Source organism: uncultured Caldilinea sp. (assembly GCF_937128415.1).
In the GTDB taxonomy this organism is placed as follows: Bacteria; Chloroflexota; Anaerolineae; order Caldilineales; family Caldilineaceae; genus Caldilinea.
In genome coordinates this window covers 139706-155585 of record NZ_CAKZMJ010000067.1, presented here as the reverse complement: position 1 = coordinate 155585, position 15880 = coordinate 139706, and the positions used below count along the sequence as shown (strand labels likewise).

At 62.6% G+C, this 15880-nt stretch carries 12 protein-coding genes; all 12 read right to left on the bottom strand.

Annotated features, from left to right (window positions below):
- Positions 1 to 41: 41 nt before the first annotated feature.
- The gene (locus Q0367_RS12210; protein WP_297639117.1) at positions 42 to 1061 is read right to left on the bottom strand and encodes an NAD-dependent epimerase/dehydratase family protein; all 1020 of its coding nucleotides are present in this window, start codon (positions 1059 to 1061) and stop codon (positions 42 to 44) included.
- Positions 1062 to 1085: 24 nt separating this feature from the next.
- A complete protein-coding gene (locus tag Q0367_RS12205) occupies positions 1086 to 2579 on the bottom strand; it encodes a DUF5060 domain-containing protein (RefSeq protein WP_298982535.1) in 1494 nt (497 codons plus the stop codon).
- Positions 2572 to 4125, bottom strand: a complete 1554-nt coding sequence (locus Q0367_RS12200) for a DUF4038 domain-containing protein (protein WP_298982532.1) — start codon at positions 4123 to 4125, stop codon at positions 2572 to 2574. The genes Q0367_RS12205 and Q0367_RS12200 overlap by 8 nt, the downstream gene beginning before the upstream one ends.
- Positions 4126 to 4364: 239 nt before the next feature.
- Positions 4365 to 5228 carry a class II fructose-bisphosphate aldolase gene (locus Q0367_RS12195; protein ID WP_298982530.1) on the bottom strand — a complete coding sequence of 288 codons (864 nt, stop codon included), beginning with the start codon at positions 5226 to 5228 and terminating at the stop codon, positions 4365 to 4367.
- Positions 5229 to 5440: 212 nt separating this feature from the next.
- On the bottom strand, positions 5441 to 7003 hold the full coding sequence (locus Q0367_RS12190) for an FGGY-family carbohydrate kinase (RefSeq protein WP_298982528.1): 1563 nt from the start codon (positions 7001 to 7003) through the stop codon (positions 5441 to 5443).
- Between the two features lie 23 nt (positions 7004 to 7026).
- Entirely contained in the window at positions 7027 to 7929 is a 903-nt protein-coding gene (locus Q0367_RS12185; RefSeq protein ID WP_298982526.1) for a sugar phosphate isomerase/epimerase, read from the bottom strand.
- Between the two features lie 85 nt (positions 7930 to 8014).
- Entirely contained in the window at positions 8015 to 8986 is a 972-nt protein-coding gene (locus Q0367_RS12180; protein ID WP_297640621.1) for a hypothetical protein, read from the bottom strand.
- On the bottom strand, positions 8983 to 10635 hold the full coding sequence (locus Q0367_RS12175; protein ID WP_298982525.1) for a TCP-1/cpn60 chaperonin family protein: 1653 nt from the start codon (positions 10633 to 10635) through the stop codon (positions 8983 to 8985). Before Q0367_RS12175 ends, Q0367_RS12180 begins: the two co-directional genes overlap by 4 nt.
- Before the next feature lie 7 nt (positions 10636 to 10642).
- On the bottom strand, positions 10643 to 11761 hold the full coding sequence (locus tag Q0367_RS12170; protein ID WP_297640623.1) for a carbohydrate ABC transporter permease: 1119 nt from the start codon (positions 11759 to 11761) through the stop codon (positions 10643 to 10645).
- 14 nt (positions 11762 to 11775) lie between these two features.
- On the bottom strand, positions 11776 to 12723 hold the full coding sequence (locus Q0367_RS12165) for a carbohydrate ABC transporter permease (RefSeq protein ID WP_298982523.1): 948 nt from the start codon (positions 12721 to 12723) through the stop codon (positions 11776 to 11778).
- Positions 12724 to 12873: 150 nt separating this feature from the next.
- Complete coding sequence (locus Q0367_RS12160; protein WP_298982521.1) at positions 12874 to 14340, bottom strand: ABC transporter substrate-binding protein; 1467 nt, start codon at positions 14338 to 14340, stop codon at positions 12874 to 12876.
- A gap of 112 nt (positions 14341 to 14452) precedes the next feature.
- Positions 14453 to 15868, bottom strand: coding sequence for an L-fucose/L-arabinose isomerase family protein (locus tag Q0367_RS12155; protein WP_298982518.1), 1416 nt, complete (start codon positions 15866 to 15868; stop codon positions 14453 to 14455).
- Positions 15869 to 15880 lie beyond the last annotated feature (12 nt).

Here is a 15880-nt window from a genome sequence, read left to right as displayed (position 1 = left end):
GAGGCGGGGCGTATCAAAAGGAGAATCTCCGGCGTTGTCGCTCAGCGTTGTAGTTGCCGAAGTAGGGTCTCTTCCGCCTGACGCCAGGCGGCGATGATCCGATCCTCGACATCGTGTTCATCGCTTGGCTCGATGCGTCCATGCTCTTCCAGCCAGGCTACGGTGCGCCGCACCCCTTCCTCCCAGGGCACGGTGTAGCGAAAACCAAGCTCCTCTCGAGCCGCGCGATTGTCAAAGATGTTGTTAAACTGAAAGTTCAGCTTGCACCAGGCCGCCTCCTCGGGCAGCGCTCGAGCCAGCAAGTCGGTCGGGATGTGCACCAGGATGGGCGGCGGTGCGGAAAGCGCCTCGGCGACGCGTTGATGGTATTGATTCCAGCTCTGCCATTCTTCGCCCGCGACGTGATACGCTTTGCCCAAAACGTGCGACTGTCCGGCTGCATTGGCGAAGGCGGCCGCCACGTCATCAACATGACAGGAAGACCACAGGGAACTGCCATCGCCGTGCACCGGAATCGGCTTCCCTTTGCGGATGCGGTCGATGTAGCGCGTGCTCCAGCCCAGCGAGTGTAGAAGCGCTCCCCCCTCGCCGTACGTGTGCGCAGGTCGAATGATGGTGATCGCCAGCTCGCCGCGGCGGTGCGCAGCCAACAGAATTTCTTCACACGCCGCTTTGTTTAAGGCGTAGCTGAAGGCCGGATCGGGCTTGCGCTCGGCGTCCTCCTGAATCGGATAGCGCGCCGCCGGCTTGGTGTAGACGTCCACCGTGCTGCAGAAGATGTACTGTTCCGTGCGGCCGGTGAAAGCGCGCACTGCGCTCTCCGCTTCGGCGGGTCGATAACAGACCATGTCGATCACGCAGTCGAAGCGTCCGGCGGCCGCCATCTGCGCCTCGAACGCAGCGAAGTCGGTGCGGTCGCCGATCAGGGTCTGCACAGCCCCTTCCACCCGCAGTGGGGTGCGGCCCCGGTTGTAGAGGATCACTTCGTCGCCGCGCGCCAGCAACTGGCGGGTGATGGCGGTGCTGATGAGGCCGCTGCCTCCGATGATGAGCGTCTTCATTACATCCTTCCACCCTGCACTGTTTTATTCCATGACTCGCCTCAGCACGAGCGCCTGATAGTCCTTGCCTGGCATCGGAATGTCCACCCGCCCGCTGTAGATTGCTCCAGGCGTCACCGTCATGTTCCAGACGTCGATTACCTCGGCGCGATAGCGCTCCTCGGCCGGAAGGCTGATTTCGAGCAAGGCGGGTTGAGCGACGCCTGTGTAAATCAGATAGAACTCGTGCGGCTTGCCCGCGCAAGGCAGGCCGCGCACGACGCCTTCGACGGGGTCGAGGCCGGTCGTCGGCCCTTCCTCAAGCAGCCGTCGCAGGAAGGCCAGCCGCGGCGGGCTTTCGCCGTGCAAGACCCCGCCTTTCGACCACCACAGGATGTCCTGTGGGTGGAGATAGGTCTCGCCGTGACCTACGTAGCCGCCGTGCGCAGTTCCCAGCCAGAAGCGATGCACCATTTCCCGCGCCGAGATGTTGCCCCACGTCATCGGGATGTTGCCTTCGTAACAGCATTCATCGACCACCACCGGTTTTCGCACCTGGCTGCGCCAGAGACCGACGCGCGCAAGGTCCGAGTGTTGAATGCTCTGATGGGTTACCCACGGTTTGCTGTGGTCGTAGAAGTCATGGCAGTTATGGATCGAGCGTAGATGCTGGTAGGGATCGCTCTCCTGCACGATGCGGAAGAAACGGTCCCAGTCGGCCATTGACTTGTTCGTTATCAGGTCGTATTCGTTCGCCATCGACCACCAGACGTTGCGATAGGCCGCCAGCCGCGCCACCACGTAGCGGAGGTAGCGCTCGTCCTGCTCTGGGGTCATGGTGGCGAAGCCCCAGCGGTCGTAAGGATGGAACAGAATGATGTCGGCTTCGACGCCTAGTTCGCATAGCCGGGCGACGCAGCGGTCGAGATGCTGAAAATAGGCAGGGTCGAAGCGCTCGAAATCGAAGCGCCAGCCTTCTCTGACATCGACGGCGTGGCTGCCCATCCAACGGCTGCCGCCCTTGGACAGACAGGGGAAGGGATAGCGCTCCGGTTCGTTTTCGTTGTAACGATAATGTTTGGGAAAGACGCAGAAGCGAATCTTGTTGAAAGGCGACTGCGCCAGCGTCGCCAGCGTCTGCGCCTCCAGCGTTGCGCCCTGGAGGTTCCAAACGTAACAGGTCGTCCCAATCTGTTTGTAGGGCGTTCCATCGGCATAGGCGAAGTGATAGGTGTGGGCGACGCGCACCGGTCCGTGATTGCCAGGCCGCGGCGCGACGCAGAGAAACCCTCCTTCCTTGCCGTCCAGCCCGGCGACGTTGCTCTGCGTGCGATAGCGCCATTCTCCTTGCACATCCGGCATGAAGCGCACGCGGTGGACGCCGTCGCCGTCGTAGAAACCATCCACTTCGATGGTGCGATGTTTGTAGGAAAAGTGCGCGGAGAAGCGCACCTCCTGAAATGGATTGCCTTCGGCGGGGCCGTTGAGTGCAAGCTCAAACATGCCCCATTGTTCGATGGAAAGATTTGCTTCAGTCATTGAACGCTCCCGAATCGAAATCGGTGAAAATGACCAGACGGGGGACGCCGGCTTCCGTCTGAATCCAGTCGTCGCCTTCGCCGTCGGCTACGACGGCGCCGTTGGTGGGGTCGATCACGCGATAGCGTCTGGGGATGGCGTCGCGGCGGGTCGGCACGAGCCGCAAAGGCCCGCCATTGGGCAGATAGACTACGAAAAGTTCCCCGGGGACGATCAGGCTGGCGCGACCATAGGCGTGTCGATAGTCCGGCGTCATGCCGTCGAAGGGCAAGCCGTCGAAAATGCGCGAGATCACGCCGACGTAGTTGGCGCCCTCGAAGTGCAGCGCCTCGCGCCAGCCTGCATGCGGCGCCATGCACCAGGCCTCATGCTTCTCCTCCGGATCGAGGCGCCACTGCCACAGGCTGCCTGCGCCGTAGACCACGCCCATGACGCCGCCGGCGGTCAGGTTGCTCCACGCCTCGTGTCCCTGCCACCAGCCGGCGGCGCGACCGACTTCGCCGATGTGCTCATAGGTCGGTTCGCCGTTGGCGATGGCCTTGACCGGCCGTTTTTCCCACATCATGGCCACGCGCTGCGGGACATGCTCGCCGTTGTGGCCGGTCTGACACCACTGAAAATCGAGCCAGGGGCGATCTTGATAGGCCCAGGGGTCCTGGTGCGGCGCATAGTGGATGCCGGTGGGATGCTGGTAGGCGTCCCAGCGTTCGATCTCCCAGCCGCCGGGATCCACGCCAGGCGCCAAGCCGTCGCCGTCCGCCGAGACCAGCCAGATGGCGGGTTGGGCGCCATAGCGCGCCACCAGATAGCGACAATAGCGGGCGTATTCGACGGGAGGAATGACCGGTCCGGCCGTGTCCAACCCTTTCCAGCCATAGCCGTGAAAGACCGGATTCCAGACCGGAACGATCTCATGGCGACGCAGGATTTCGGCCAGGCCGTCCAGGTATTGGAAGTAGGCGACGTTCATCTGGTTGATGCGCCCTTCCGGCAAATCCTCGAAGCCGACGTCGAACCCGTCAGGTTCGGTTCGACTGCGCGGGCCGCGAGCGCGACGGTCGGGCTGGACGGACATCAACAGCACTGCGTTGAAGCCCTGCGCCTGGCGATGTCGGGCGTAGATTGCGCACTGTTCATGCGTGGCGCGCCAGGGCAGCGCCCAGGCAGTGTCGGCGACCAGGAGCGCGGGCTTGCCGTCGGCGTGACGCAGGTTGCGATGACCGGGTGGGATGCGCCAGAAGCCGTGGCGCTCGAAGCGATCGGCAGGGAGGACGGGTTCGACGCGCAACGTTCCCTGCTGTCCATCCAGCCCAGGATCGCGCGGCGCGCTGGCGCTGCGCCATGTCCAGCGTCCGCCGGTCAGCGGCGAAGCGAAACGCACCTTCCACACGCCGCCGCCGTCCCAGAAAGCGGGGCGCACCAGCTCGACGCCGCTCTCATGGTGAAAGTGGACGAAGACCTCCACGTCGGTGTAGGGATTGGTGTACACGCGCTCGGAGGTGAAGGTCAATTCGACTGCTCGCCACGGATGGATGGTGTCGTTCACCGGCGTTCCCCTTTCGTTCGTTCGTTCGTTCAGAGAGATGATTTCACCGCAAGAAGCAGGGCGTCTGCGTTGAAGCGGTTCATCCATGTGTTCGGACAAAGCCCTTCACAAGAATGCCTTGCTACTCCTTGAGGGCGCCAGCTGTCAGACCGGCGACCATGTAGCGCTGCAAGAAGATATAGAGCGCAATGATCGGCGTGATGGAGATCAGCACGCCGGCCATCAGTTGGGTTGCCACATCAAGTAGATGTTTCAAGTGACTGCCTCAGCAGATGGAGCAGCCGGCGCGTCTCGCTGGCGAACTGTCCGGTCGTCCACGCAATCACGCGATGGTAGACCAGATCGGTCTCCCCGGCGGTCGCCAGCGCCTGGCGCAGGCTATGGGTGACCGCCCGCGCCATCGCCGTGTAGTAGTTGATCTTGCTGATCCCTGCTGCAATCACGGCGGCGTAGGCGCTGCCGGGCAGGCCGGATGCGCCGTGCATTGCAAGCGGCGTGGTCACGCGCCCGGCAATCGCTCGCACACGCGCCAGGTCGAGATCGGGCGCGCCATCGTAGAGGCCATGCAGGTTGCCAAAGGAGATCGCCAGCACATCGACGCCGGTGCGCGCTACAAACTCGACCGCCTGATCGGGGTCGGTGAATTCGCTGCGCGCCTGGCTGTAGCCCAGCTCGATCGACGAGCCGCCAACGGCGCCCAGCTCGCCCTCGACGTCCACGCCGTGGGCATGGGCGATGCGCACGACTTCCTGCGTCCTGCGCACGTTCTCCTCGAAAGGGAGCGCAGAGCCATCGTACATGACGGTCGATAGGCCGCACGCGATCGCCTGCTCGATGCTTGCCAGGTCTGCGCCGTGGTCGAGGATAGTGGCGATCGGAACCCGTGCGCCTTCCGCCGCCTTCACCATCGCCGGGGCGATCAGAGGCAAGGGAATCTGCGGCGTCACCTGCGCGTTGTAAGCCAGGATCAAGGGCGCGTTGCACGCTTCGGCGGCCTGCACGACGCCGATCAGCATCTCCAGATTGCCTGCCAGCAGGCATGGGACGCCATAGCCTTCCCGCTGCGCCTCGCTGAGAATTTGCTTCGCCCCGACGTGCGCCATGAATGCACTCCTGATGGAACGCGGATTGAACGGATTCGGACGGATTTACGCGGGTGCTTTTTGATTCTGAGCCACCCCAATCCGCATATCTGCTTCGCCCCGACGTGCGCCATGAATTCACTCCTGATGGAACGCGGATTGAACGGATTCGGACGAGTAGGCGCGGATCAGGAAAATCTGCGTCTATCCGCTGAATCCGCGTCATCCGCGTTCTATTCCTGATACTTGCCGCGAATGCGCGCCAGCTCGACAAAATCTTCCTTGACGTGTGCGTAGAGCTGCTTATATAGTCCGAAGTACTCCATATAGCGGGCGTGGTTTTCCGGGTTTGGCTCCATACGCGCCACGTACTCGGCCCACTGCTTCGCCACGCCGAAATCGGGAAAGACGCCGGTCGCCACGCCGGCGAGGATGGCGTCGCCGAAAGGCGCGCCGGTGCGCCGTTTGACCAGCACGGTTGGCGTGTTGAAGACGTCGGTGATGATCTGTCGCCAGAGCTTGCTCACGGCGCCGCCCTCGTTCAGAATGAGCGGGTAGTTGATGCGCAGGCCGGATTTCAGGATCAACTGATAGGAGTCGTAGAGGGCGTAGGCGACCGCCTCCATCATGGCGCGCACCAGGTGCCCCTTGGTGTGGTGCAGCGACAGCCCGAAGACGACCCCGCGCGCCTGCGCGTCCCAGATTGGCGTGCGCTCGCCCATCAGATAGGGCAGGATGATCAGCCCGTCGCTGCCGGGCGGCGCTTTCTCCGCCTGCAGGTTGAGCAGGTCATAGGAGCTGGTTCCCAACACGCGCTCGACCTCGACCTCGTACTGGGAGAACTGGTCGCGCAGGTAGCGGATCGATTGGCCGCCTGTCGTCGTCGAGGGGATGGTGATGTAGGTGTTGGCCGAGTCGATGGTGAAGGCGAGGTTGATCATCGACAGACCGACCTCGGAAAAGTTGAACTCCCGACTCTTGTGGATGACGCCGAAGTTGCCCACCGTGCCGAGATTGCTCATGATGTCGCCCTCTTCGGTGACGCCGGCGGCGATGCAGCTGGCGTTGAAGTCCACCTGTCCGACGGCCACGGGCGTGCCCGCCGCCAGCCCGGTGGCGGCGGCGGCTTCCGACGTCACCTCGCCGATGATCTCCTCACAGCGCGCCAAGGGCGGCAGAATGGCCGGGTCCACGCCGATTTCGGCCAGCATCTGCTCATCGAAGCGCTCGCCTAGCAGATCGTAGGCCACGCCGTAGAAGGCGGCTGCGCCGTAGTTGGCGACCGGCTTGCCGGTCAATTTGAGCGTAATGAAACCGTCAATGGTCAGCGCCTTCCAGATGCGGGCGTAGCTGTCCGGTCGATTCTGCTTTTCCCACAACAGGTTGACGAGGGTCGGGTGATCCTCGATGCGGTTGCCCGTTAACTTCAAGATGCGCTCTTCGCCGATGTGTTCCTTGAGCCAGCGCACCTGTTCCACAGCGCGACGGTCCATCAGATTGTAGGCGCGATGGATCGGCCTGTGCGCTCGATCGACCATCACCATCGAGGGCAGCGCCGACGAGACCGCCACCCCGCGAATCTCCTTCGCATCCACGCGCGCCTGCGCCAGACAGGACTGAATCATCTCGCAGGCGACGCTCCAATAGCGCAGCGGATCATGTTCCGACCAGCCTGGTTTGTCGTGGAAGAACGGGTGCTCCTTGAAGTCAAAGCCCAACACCTGCCCCTGCGCGTCGATGATGCATGCCTTGGCGCCGCCGGTGCCATAGTCGATGCCAAGCAGATAGTCAGCCATAGCAACCTCGCTTCTACAATCTTCTATCTCTTTGGAAGTGCGTAGCCGTTGGGAAATTCCGGGCTGAGTTGGTATTCGGCGATCCGCTCCATGAATTTCAAATAGTCGATGCCGTCGCGCGCCGCAGTGTCTGGATCGGGGATCATCGGCGCACTCTCGATGGTGCAATAGCCGCTGTAGCCTGTCTTTTTGAGCGCGCGCATCACCGCCTTGAAGTCGGTCTTGCCATAACCTGGCGTCAAGGAGTTGGAGTCGCGGAAGTGCAAATGCCAGAGCAACGGCTGGGCATCCATCACCGCCTCGTAGGGATCGAGTTCTTCGAGATTGACGTGGAACCAGTCAAGCTGAATGCCGATGTTATCGCAGCCGGTCAGCTCGATCATGCGCTTGTGATTGGCCGCTGTGTTGACGAATTTGCCCATCTCCAGGTGGTTGGTCGCCTCGAAGACCAGCCGCACGTCGCGCGTGCGCGCATAGTCCGCCATGCGCCGCAGCGCATCGACGGCGATGGCCGTGCACTCTGCAACGTTGTCTGCCGTGATCGGCGCATGGATGGCCACGGCGATGGTCACGCAGGGCGCACCTAGCTCGGCGGCGAAGTCGATGGTGCTGCGGGTCTCCGCAACCGCCAGATCGGCGGTCTTCTGCTCGGTGAGGGTTTTAAAGGTGGGTGAATAGGGGTCCCACATTTCGCCCCAACATTCGTTGACGCAGGAGACCGCCAGGCCGAACTCCGCCTTGAGCCTTCGGTGGGTCTCGACGGAGTGCTCCATCTTGACGCCCAAACCGTAGCGCCCTTTAGGAGGCGCGATCTCGATGGCGTCATAGCCGAAGCGCTGGAGCCGCTCGTAGCTTCGTTCAGGATGCAAGTAGGCTTCTTCCTGACCAAACGTAAGCTGAAAATAGCTGTATTTGAATCGATTCATTTTTTTCCATCCTTTGCTTTTGCAGCCGCCGTTTTGGGCGAGCGTCGACATCCTGACAGAAAGCAAACCCTGCTGCGAGCCAATTTCATGCTGTGCACAAAAGGACGCGGCCGTCGTTGGTTCCGAGAATGACCTGGGCGCCGGGCCGGAGACCGGAGGGCGCAACGGCGCAGGTGACGCCCGTCAGTTCGGCGCTGCGCTGCACCTGCCAGGATGCGCCACCGTCGTGCGACAGACAGAGCGCTGCGTCGGTGACCGCCAGGATCGACGGCTGCCGTGGAAAGGTTGGCCCCAGAATGAGGGCATTGATCGGGCTTGGCGTCTCCCATCCTGACGCGGCGCGCCAGGTCGCGCCGCGATCCACCGACATCCACAACCCGTTGGCCTCCGTGCCGGCGAACAATGTTCCATCGGCTGCGAAATTAGGGGAGATCGCCAGGCTTAGCACCGGTCCACATTCCATCGGAAAGGTGGTCTCTCGCCAGGCGCGGCCGCCGTTGCTGCTGCGGAAAACGCCGCTCTCGACGCCCACGTAGAGGGTCTCGTCGCGCGCAAAGGCGGGCGAGACGGCCAGCGCGTACACCGCAAGATCGAGCAGGCCGAAATTCCACGCCGCCCAGCCTGCGCCTCGGTCCCACGAGCGAAAGACGCCGTCCTCCATTGCGCCGGCGAAGAGCAGACCATCCTCTGCGTAGTGCGGTGAGACCGCCAGCGTCGTCACGAAGGGGGGCGGCGACGAAAGAGCGGCGACATGCCAGGCGGCGCCGGCGTCATGCGAGCGCAGCACGCCGCCGGGGACGCCGGCGAACAGGGTGCGGTCGTGGACAAAGTCCGGGGAAAAGGCCACCGCCGTCGTAGTCAGTGGGCTCGTCAATCCAAGCGAGGCATAGGCGTCGCGCCAGCTTCGTCCCCCGTCGCAGGAGATGCGGAGGCCGCCGGCGCCGGCGGCGCAACAGAATCCATCCTGTGCGAAGGTTGGCGACGCCGCCAGCGCATGGATGGATTGCAGGTCGGTCATGATCAGGTGGGTCGCCATAGTCACCGTAGACAGATTCATAGCTGTTTCCGCTTTCCAGGCGACGGCGGCAGGGCGTGCGATGGTTGCTCGGTTCGATGCACCAACACGTCGATCGTCAACGCCAGCGCTGCGCTTGACAATCCCGCATACGCAGCAGCCTTGATGACGTTGGCCGGATCGTTGAGCGCCCCTGTGGATGTGGCGACGAGACGCCCCGCGAACACGTCGAAAGCGTGTTGCGGTCCGGCTTCCTGAAGCTCGGCGAGAATTCTGGCCGGTTCGCGGCCGGCGTTGGCTGCGATGGTGCGCAAGGGCTCGCCGAGCGCGTTGTAAAGGATGCGATAGGCCGCGCGCTGCTCGGGTTCGCCGGCTGCATCCAGGCAGCGTTGCAAGGCGGGCCGACACGCCAGCAGCGCCGCTCCGCCGCCGGGGGCGACGCCCTCCTGCAGCGCGCCGCGCACGGCGGCTGCGGTGCGTTCCGCCAGCGCTTTGCGCTCCTCGATCTCGCGCACATTGACGCCGCCCACGCGTAAAGTCGCCGAACCGCCTAGCAGGCGACTGATGCGCTCCTGGAGCTTGCCGCGCAGCACGAGGTCGGTGGTTTCGGCGTGAAGTTTGCGCAAGGAAGCCACGTGGCTGCGCAGCGCACGCGGCTCGCCCCGACCGCCTATGACGCCGAAGTTGCGCAGGTCGGCCCAGACGCGCCGCGCATGGCCAAAGTCCTCTGGCCGGATTGAAGTAAATCGGTCGCCGGCGGAGCGAAGAAAGGGGCGACCGCCGCAGAGCACGGCTGCATCTTTCAAAAAGTCGGCTTGCTGCTCCTGGCCGTATCCCGGCGTCTTGACTGCCAGAATCTGCATATGGTCGGGCTTGTTGTTGGCGAGGAGGAGGGAGAGGGCGCTGTCCGAGAGTTCATCGGCGATCAACAGCAGGCGCCTGCACCCGGCCTGAACCGCCGTGATGAGCACGGGCAAAAGCTCCTGGGGTTGATGGATGTGCAGATCGCTGAAGACAATGGCGGCCTCCTCCAGCTCGCTGCGCACGCGCGTCCAGTCGGCGATCATCTGCCGCGAGAAGAGGCCGCGCTCCCAGTAGATGCCCTCCACGTACTCGCGCTGCAGCGTTCGGCCGGCGCCCTCGCGGATCTCCAGGCGACCGTAGCCGCCGATGGTGTCGAAAATCTCGCCCAGCAGCTCGCTCAGCTCCTGATCGTGGCAGACGGTGTACGCCACCTGCGCCAGCGCAGCGGGGCCGGCGACCGGCGTGGTCTGCCTCCGCAGCTCGCCGATGATGACCTCAACCCCTTCTTCCAAATAGCCTTGCAGCAGGCGGGCGTTGAGGCCGGCGTTCACCATGCGCACGCCTTCGTTGAAGGCCGCCTGAAAGAGCACTGCTGCGGTGGCGGTGCCGTCGCCTTCCTGCTCTTGCAGTCGCCAGAGCATGTCGCGCACGAACATAGCGCCGACGTCGACCCGATAGTCCGGAAGCTGGATGATGCGTTTGGCGATCACGCCGCCGCTGTCGAGCAGCTCTGGCCCGCGGCTATCGAGGGGACGTTGCAGTGCCACGATGCGCGGGAGCGGCCCCAGGGTGGGGCGGATGGCGTTGACGACGCGATCGGCGCCGGCTTGAAAGGCCCGATAGGTGATGGGTTGAAAGACCGGCGGCAGGCGCAGGCTACTGGTCATGGCGATTTCATCCTTTGATGGCGCCTGCCATGACGCCTTCGACGAAGAAGCGGCGGAACAACAGATAGACCAACACCAACGGCACGATCGAGGCCAGGATTGCGGAATAGATGAGCTGGAAGTTCGTCGAGAATTGCCCCACCGCGCTCTGCGTGAAGGGAAGCAGGGTCGTGTTGGACGGATCGAGATAGACGTAAGGCTCCAGGAACTGGTTGTAAATCAGCGGCAACATGATGACGATGACGCTCACGATCGGCACCTTGAGCAGCGGCAGCAAAATGTAGCGCACGTACTGCCAGCTCGATGCACCATCGATGGAGGCGGAATCTTCCAGCTCTTTTGGCACCGCCGAGATGGCCGACGTGAAGATCATGGTGGAAAGCGCCGTCCCTTTAATGTTGATCAGGATAATGGCGAGCCACTGCAACACCCAGCGCACCGGCCCCGGCTCGCTATAGCCGGGAAAGAGGCGGAAGAACCACTGGAAGATCAAGAATTGCGGCAGCAGGATCAACATGGCCGGGATCACCATCTGGAGCAGATAGATGTTGTAGACAAGCATCTGGTCGCGGCGACGCAGGCCGGAAAGTCCATAGCCGGTGAAGATGGAAAGGATGATTACCAGCGTCAGGCTGATGGCCGTGATCAGCAGCGTGCGTCCCAGCGCCGCCCAGAAGGTCGTTCCGTAGAGGCTGCCGGTGAGCAGCGTGCGCCAGCCGTTGAAGGTGTAAAAGCCCTCAAAGAAGTTCTGGATGCGTTCTTCGGGGATGTTGTATCTTTCAGAAATCTGGCGCAGGGTCGTGCGCGCCATCAGGAACTCTTCCTGAGGGATGCCGAGGGCGTCCTTGAGCACCGCCATGTCCAGGTTGTAAAAGACCCCCAGGTTGCCGACCTGCATATCCATGCTCACCTCGGCGGCTTCGGGAATCCAGAGGTGGAGCTGGGCGGCGTCTCGCGTGCTGACGAAGGAGCGCACGAAGAGCGCGTAAAAGGGGAAGAGCGTCAGCGCCGAATAGATCAGCATCACCGTCAGCGCAAAGATGCGCAGCAGGCGTCGCCGGCCCGCCATGCCCAGGCCTCGTCTGCGTTGCACCGGTGGAGTCCGGATTTCTGAAGTTGCGGTCATCTCCCAAGTCCTTTTCAATATTGCAGTTTTCGCTGCAGCCGCTGCAGGAAGACGCCTAAAATCACCAGCGGCACAAAGGTGATCACGGCCAGCGTCATGCCCATCGCCAGACGATTGACCTGAAAGCCATAGGTGAAGAAGAGAATGCTGAGCAGCTTGGCTTCCGGGTTCACGTAGAGCGCGCCCATCGCCACCAGCTCGTCGAAGACGGCGAACGAGCCGATCAGACACATTGTCGTCGCCAAAATGAACGAAGGCCACATTTGAGGAAAGTAGACTTTCCACAGCCGCTGCCAGTAGTTGGCGCCGTCCACGATGGACGCCTCAATGGTCTCGTTGGGAATTGAAAGCAGGCCGGAGAGGAAGATCGCCATATTGTAGCCTGCATAACGCCATCCCACCAGCAGCGGCAGGATGAAGGCAGTGCCTTCGGGTGAATAGATGTCGATCGGGTTCTGGATCAGCCCGAGCTGGCGCAACAGCAAGTTGGCCGTGCCGGTCTCGCGGGAGAAAAGCATCACCGCCATGTAGCCGACGGCGAGGCCCGAAACCATCAGCGGCAGATAGATGATCGTGAAAAATCCCCCGCGAAAGCCGACCTCGAACATCAGCAGCGCCAGCGTCAGGCCAAAGAGGTAGACGGTCATGTAGTTGAGCACGACGAAGATCAGCGTGCGACGCAGCGCCGGGAAATAGTCGGCCTGGACGCTCGGATCGGTGAAGAGTGCGGTGAAGTTGCGCATGCCCACTGGCGCCACGGTGGGGTCGGTGAACGACGCCATGTCGGTGAAGAGGATCGGGATGGCGACGATGAACGGCACGATCGTCAACAGGACAAAGAGCAAGAACTGGGGCAGGATAAAGAGCCAGTCGCGCAGGATGCGCCGCCGCGCCAGCGCGCCGCTCCTACGGGCGGTTTTCCCTTCCAGGCGTTCCTTCTGGGTGATCTGTGTCGATGTCATCGCCGACTGTTTCTCCTGAACGCTATTGCTCGCCGAGAAGACGGCTTAGCTGCTCGGCGCGTTGCATGGCCTTTATCTTTTCGTTCCGAATCACCTCAATGGATTGCCTTGCTGCGCGTTGCGCGTCGCACAACGCGCAGCAAGGCGCTCTTAAGCTTCCGGCAAGCCTTCGTAGCTCTCCTCCCAGTTGCGCTGGGCGATGTCCAGCGCTTCCTGCACGGTGATTCTTCCCGTCAGCAATTGTGCAAAGACCTCGTTGTTGCCGTTGGACTCCCAGTCCCACACGCCGCGCGAGCCCTTCTTGCGATAGGGGCCGGCCACGATGTTGCCGGTCAGGCTCTGCTCGAACTTGACGTTCTCCCATTTTCCGCCCGGCTCTTCGATCTCTTTCAACACCTGCTGATATTGCGGCCCTTGCAGGTCGAGCGGCTCGTCGAGCTTATAGAGCGGCACGCGTCCTTCGGCCTGGGCGCGCATCGGCACCGCCTCGGGGCTGAAGAACCAGTTCCAGGCGTAGACAAGCTGATCCCAGTAGGGCGTCTTCTCGTTGCCGGCGCGAATGAACCACTGGTTGTCGATGTTCGGCGGCAACGCACTCTGCATCCACACGCCCTGACCTTCGGCCGGCGGCGTCGCCGGCAGGCCGGCCTGCATGTTTCTCACGGCAAAGTCCGAACCGGCGGCCAAGGCCTTGTCCCACACCCAGGGGCCGTGCAACATCATCACCGACTTGCCAGCGATGTAGGAGGCTTCCATATCGCCTTCCCACTGTCGCGTCCACATGCTCGGCGGGATCCAGCCCCGGTCGTTGGCCTCTTTGAAGAACTCGTAGAAGTGGCGATAGGGTGAATCCTCGGCGTTGAATTTGGCCTTGCCCAGCCAGCAATCGCGCTGCCGGTCGCGCTGGCCGTCGGCGAAGGCCAGCGGAATCGCGTCGGAATAGTTGAGGCCAAAGATCCAGTTGTGCCAGGCCTGGTTCCAGAACCAGTCCACGCCCTCGGTCTTGGCGGCCCACTCGGTGCCGGCGTCCAGCCATTTCTTGAGGTCATCCCAGGTTTTGACGTCGCGCTGCGGATCCAGCCCGGCCTTGTCCATCAGCTCTTTGTTGTACTGCCAGGTCATCACAAAGCCCTGGAAGAAATCCAGCGAGCGCGGCCCCGGCAGCTTGTGCAGGTCGGACCACATATTCTTGACGTCAAACTCCCAACGGTCCCACCACTCGAAGGGGATCTCGCCAAGGTTGACCGCCATCTCATAGTTGCTCTTGTCGAAGAAGATCTGCATCTCCTGCGTCAGCTCGATCGCCGGCAGATAGCCGCCCGCCACCTTGGCTTCATGCGCAGCGGCCGTATCTTCGTTGATCGAGAAGACATTGATCTTGATGCCGGGATTTTTCGACTGGAAATAGTTCCAGATCTCGCGATAGGGCGCCTCGTACTCGGCCAGCGACATCACGTCCAGGGTGACGGCGGCTGCTTCCGGCGCCGACGCCGCAGGCGCCTGCGCCGCCGGCGCCGGCGCAGCGGCTGGCGCGGGGCACCCCGCCAGGGTGAGGCCGACGGCGGTCAGGGCGCTGATGCGCAGAAAGTCGCGTCGGCTCAGGTTGTTGGAAGTCATGGTTGCCTCCTGAAAAAGTTCAAAATCCACCGATCATAAAGTGCAAAAGTTGTTCCGTGCAGTTTCCGTCACTCCATCCGCGCTTCTCCTTTCTATCCTCACACAGCGCCCTTCATTGATGATGATAAACTTCCCATCCCAGGTAGGTCTCGAACGCCTCCGCCAGCACGTCGGCCACATGCGACCGCGTCATCGCTGCATGGTGGGCGAAGCCATGCCGGCAGATGGTGCGCAGGAGCCGCTGCAGGTCCGGCACCTCCACCACGGCGTGCGAGCCGGAAATAGTGGAGAGCGGGTCGTCGGTGAAGCGTCCTTCGCCGACGTAGGTGTGGATGACGCCGCGGCGGTCGTCGGTGTCGATGCGCGCGAAGGTGAGCGGCCCCGGCGGCGTGCGCCCCTGGATGGCGCCCCAGGTGTTCTCCGGCCCCAATGTGGCGCCGAGCACCTCGGCGGAGATCAGCTCGATCTCCGAGACCAGGCTCTTCGCCCAGTTGCCGCAGTGGAAATAGAGGCATTTGTTCGGTTCATCGTTGTAGTTGTTGTTCCAGTCCACCAAGGCGGCGGGCATGCCGGCGGCCAGCGTCAGCGCATACATCGAAGCCGTTCCGGCGATGTCCACTTCGCACGCGCTCGGCATCAGCCGTTCGCTCATCATGCTCATCACCGTGCAGACGTTGACGCCGTAGTTCTGCTGGATCGAGTCCCAGCACTGGATCGCCGTGGCGTCGATCGAGTTGGCGTCCATCCAGTCGTCGAGCACGATCGCCAGTTTGGCCATCAGCGCCAGCTTCTCCTCCGGCGCGCCGCGGTTGACTGCATAGCTCTTGATCTCATCGACTTTGCTTCTGACGCGCGGGTGCGAATTCTCCAGCTTCTGCGCCTTGCCGATCGCCTCCGAAAGATCCATCGTGGAGACGTTGATTCCATACGCCTGGAAGAGTTTCTCACTGAAGCGCACGGTCTGGAAGGCGTTGGGCCGCGCACCGACTGCTCCCAACCGCGCCGAACGCATGCCGCGCACCGTGCGGCAGAGGCGCACAAAGCGGTCGATCTCCTGTTTGAACTCCTCCTTGTCCGGGTCGACGGTGTGGTTCTGGGTGAGGCTGAACTTGATGCCGTACTGGTAGAGATTGTTGGTGACCGAGAACTTGCCGCAGAAGGCGTCGCGACGGCCGGCCACGGTCAGCTCGCTGGTGGTGTCGGGGAAGGCGTGCACCAGCACAGGCACATTCAACCCGGAGAGATGGATGGCGTCGGCGATGCCCTTTTCGTCGCCGAAGTTGGGCAACGTCACCAGGATGCCATCGATGCGGTCGCGGTTGCGCTTGAAGAGGTCGGCGCATTTTTGCGCGTCCGCCCACGTCTCCACGGCGCCAAGCTTGGTGGTCTGCTCGTCGACGATCACGACGTCGACGCCGAATTCCGCCAGCTTGTCCAGAATTTTCTTGCGGCCATCGGCGACCAGAGAATCCGCAAAGAAGTTGCGGTTGCCGACGATGACGCCGAGCGTAGGTTTTGCGTTTTGCATGGGATTCACCTC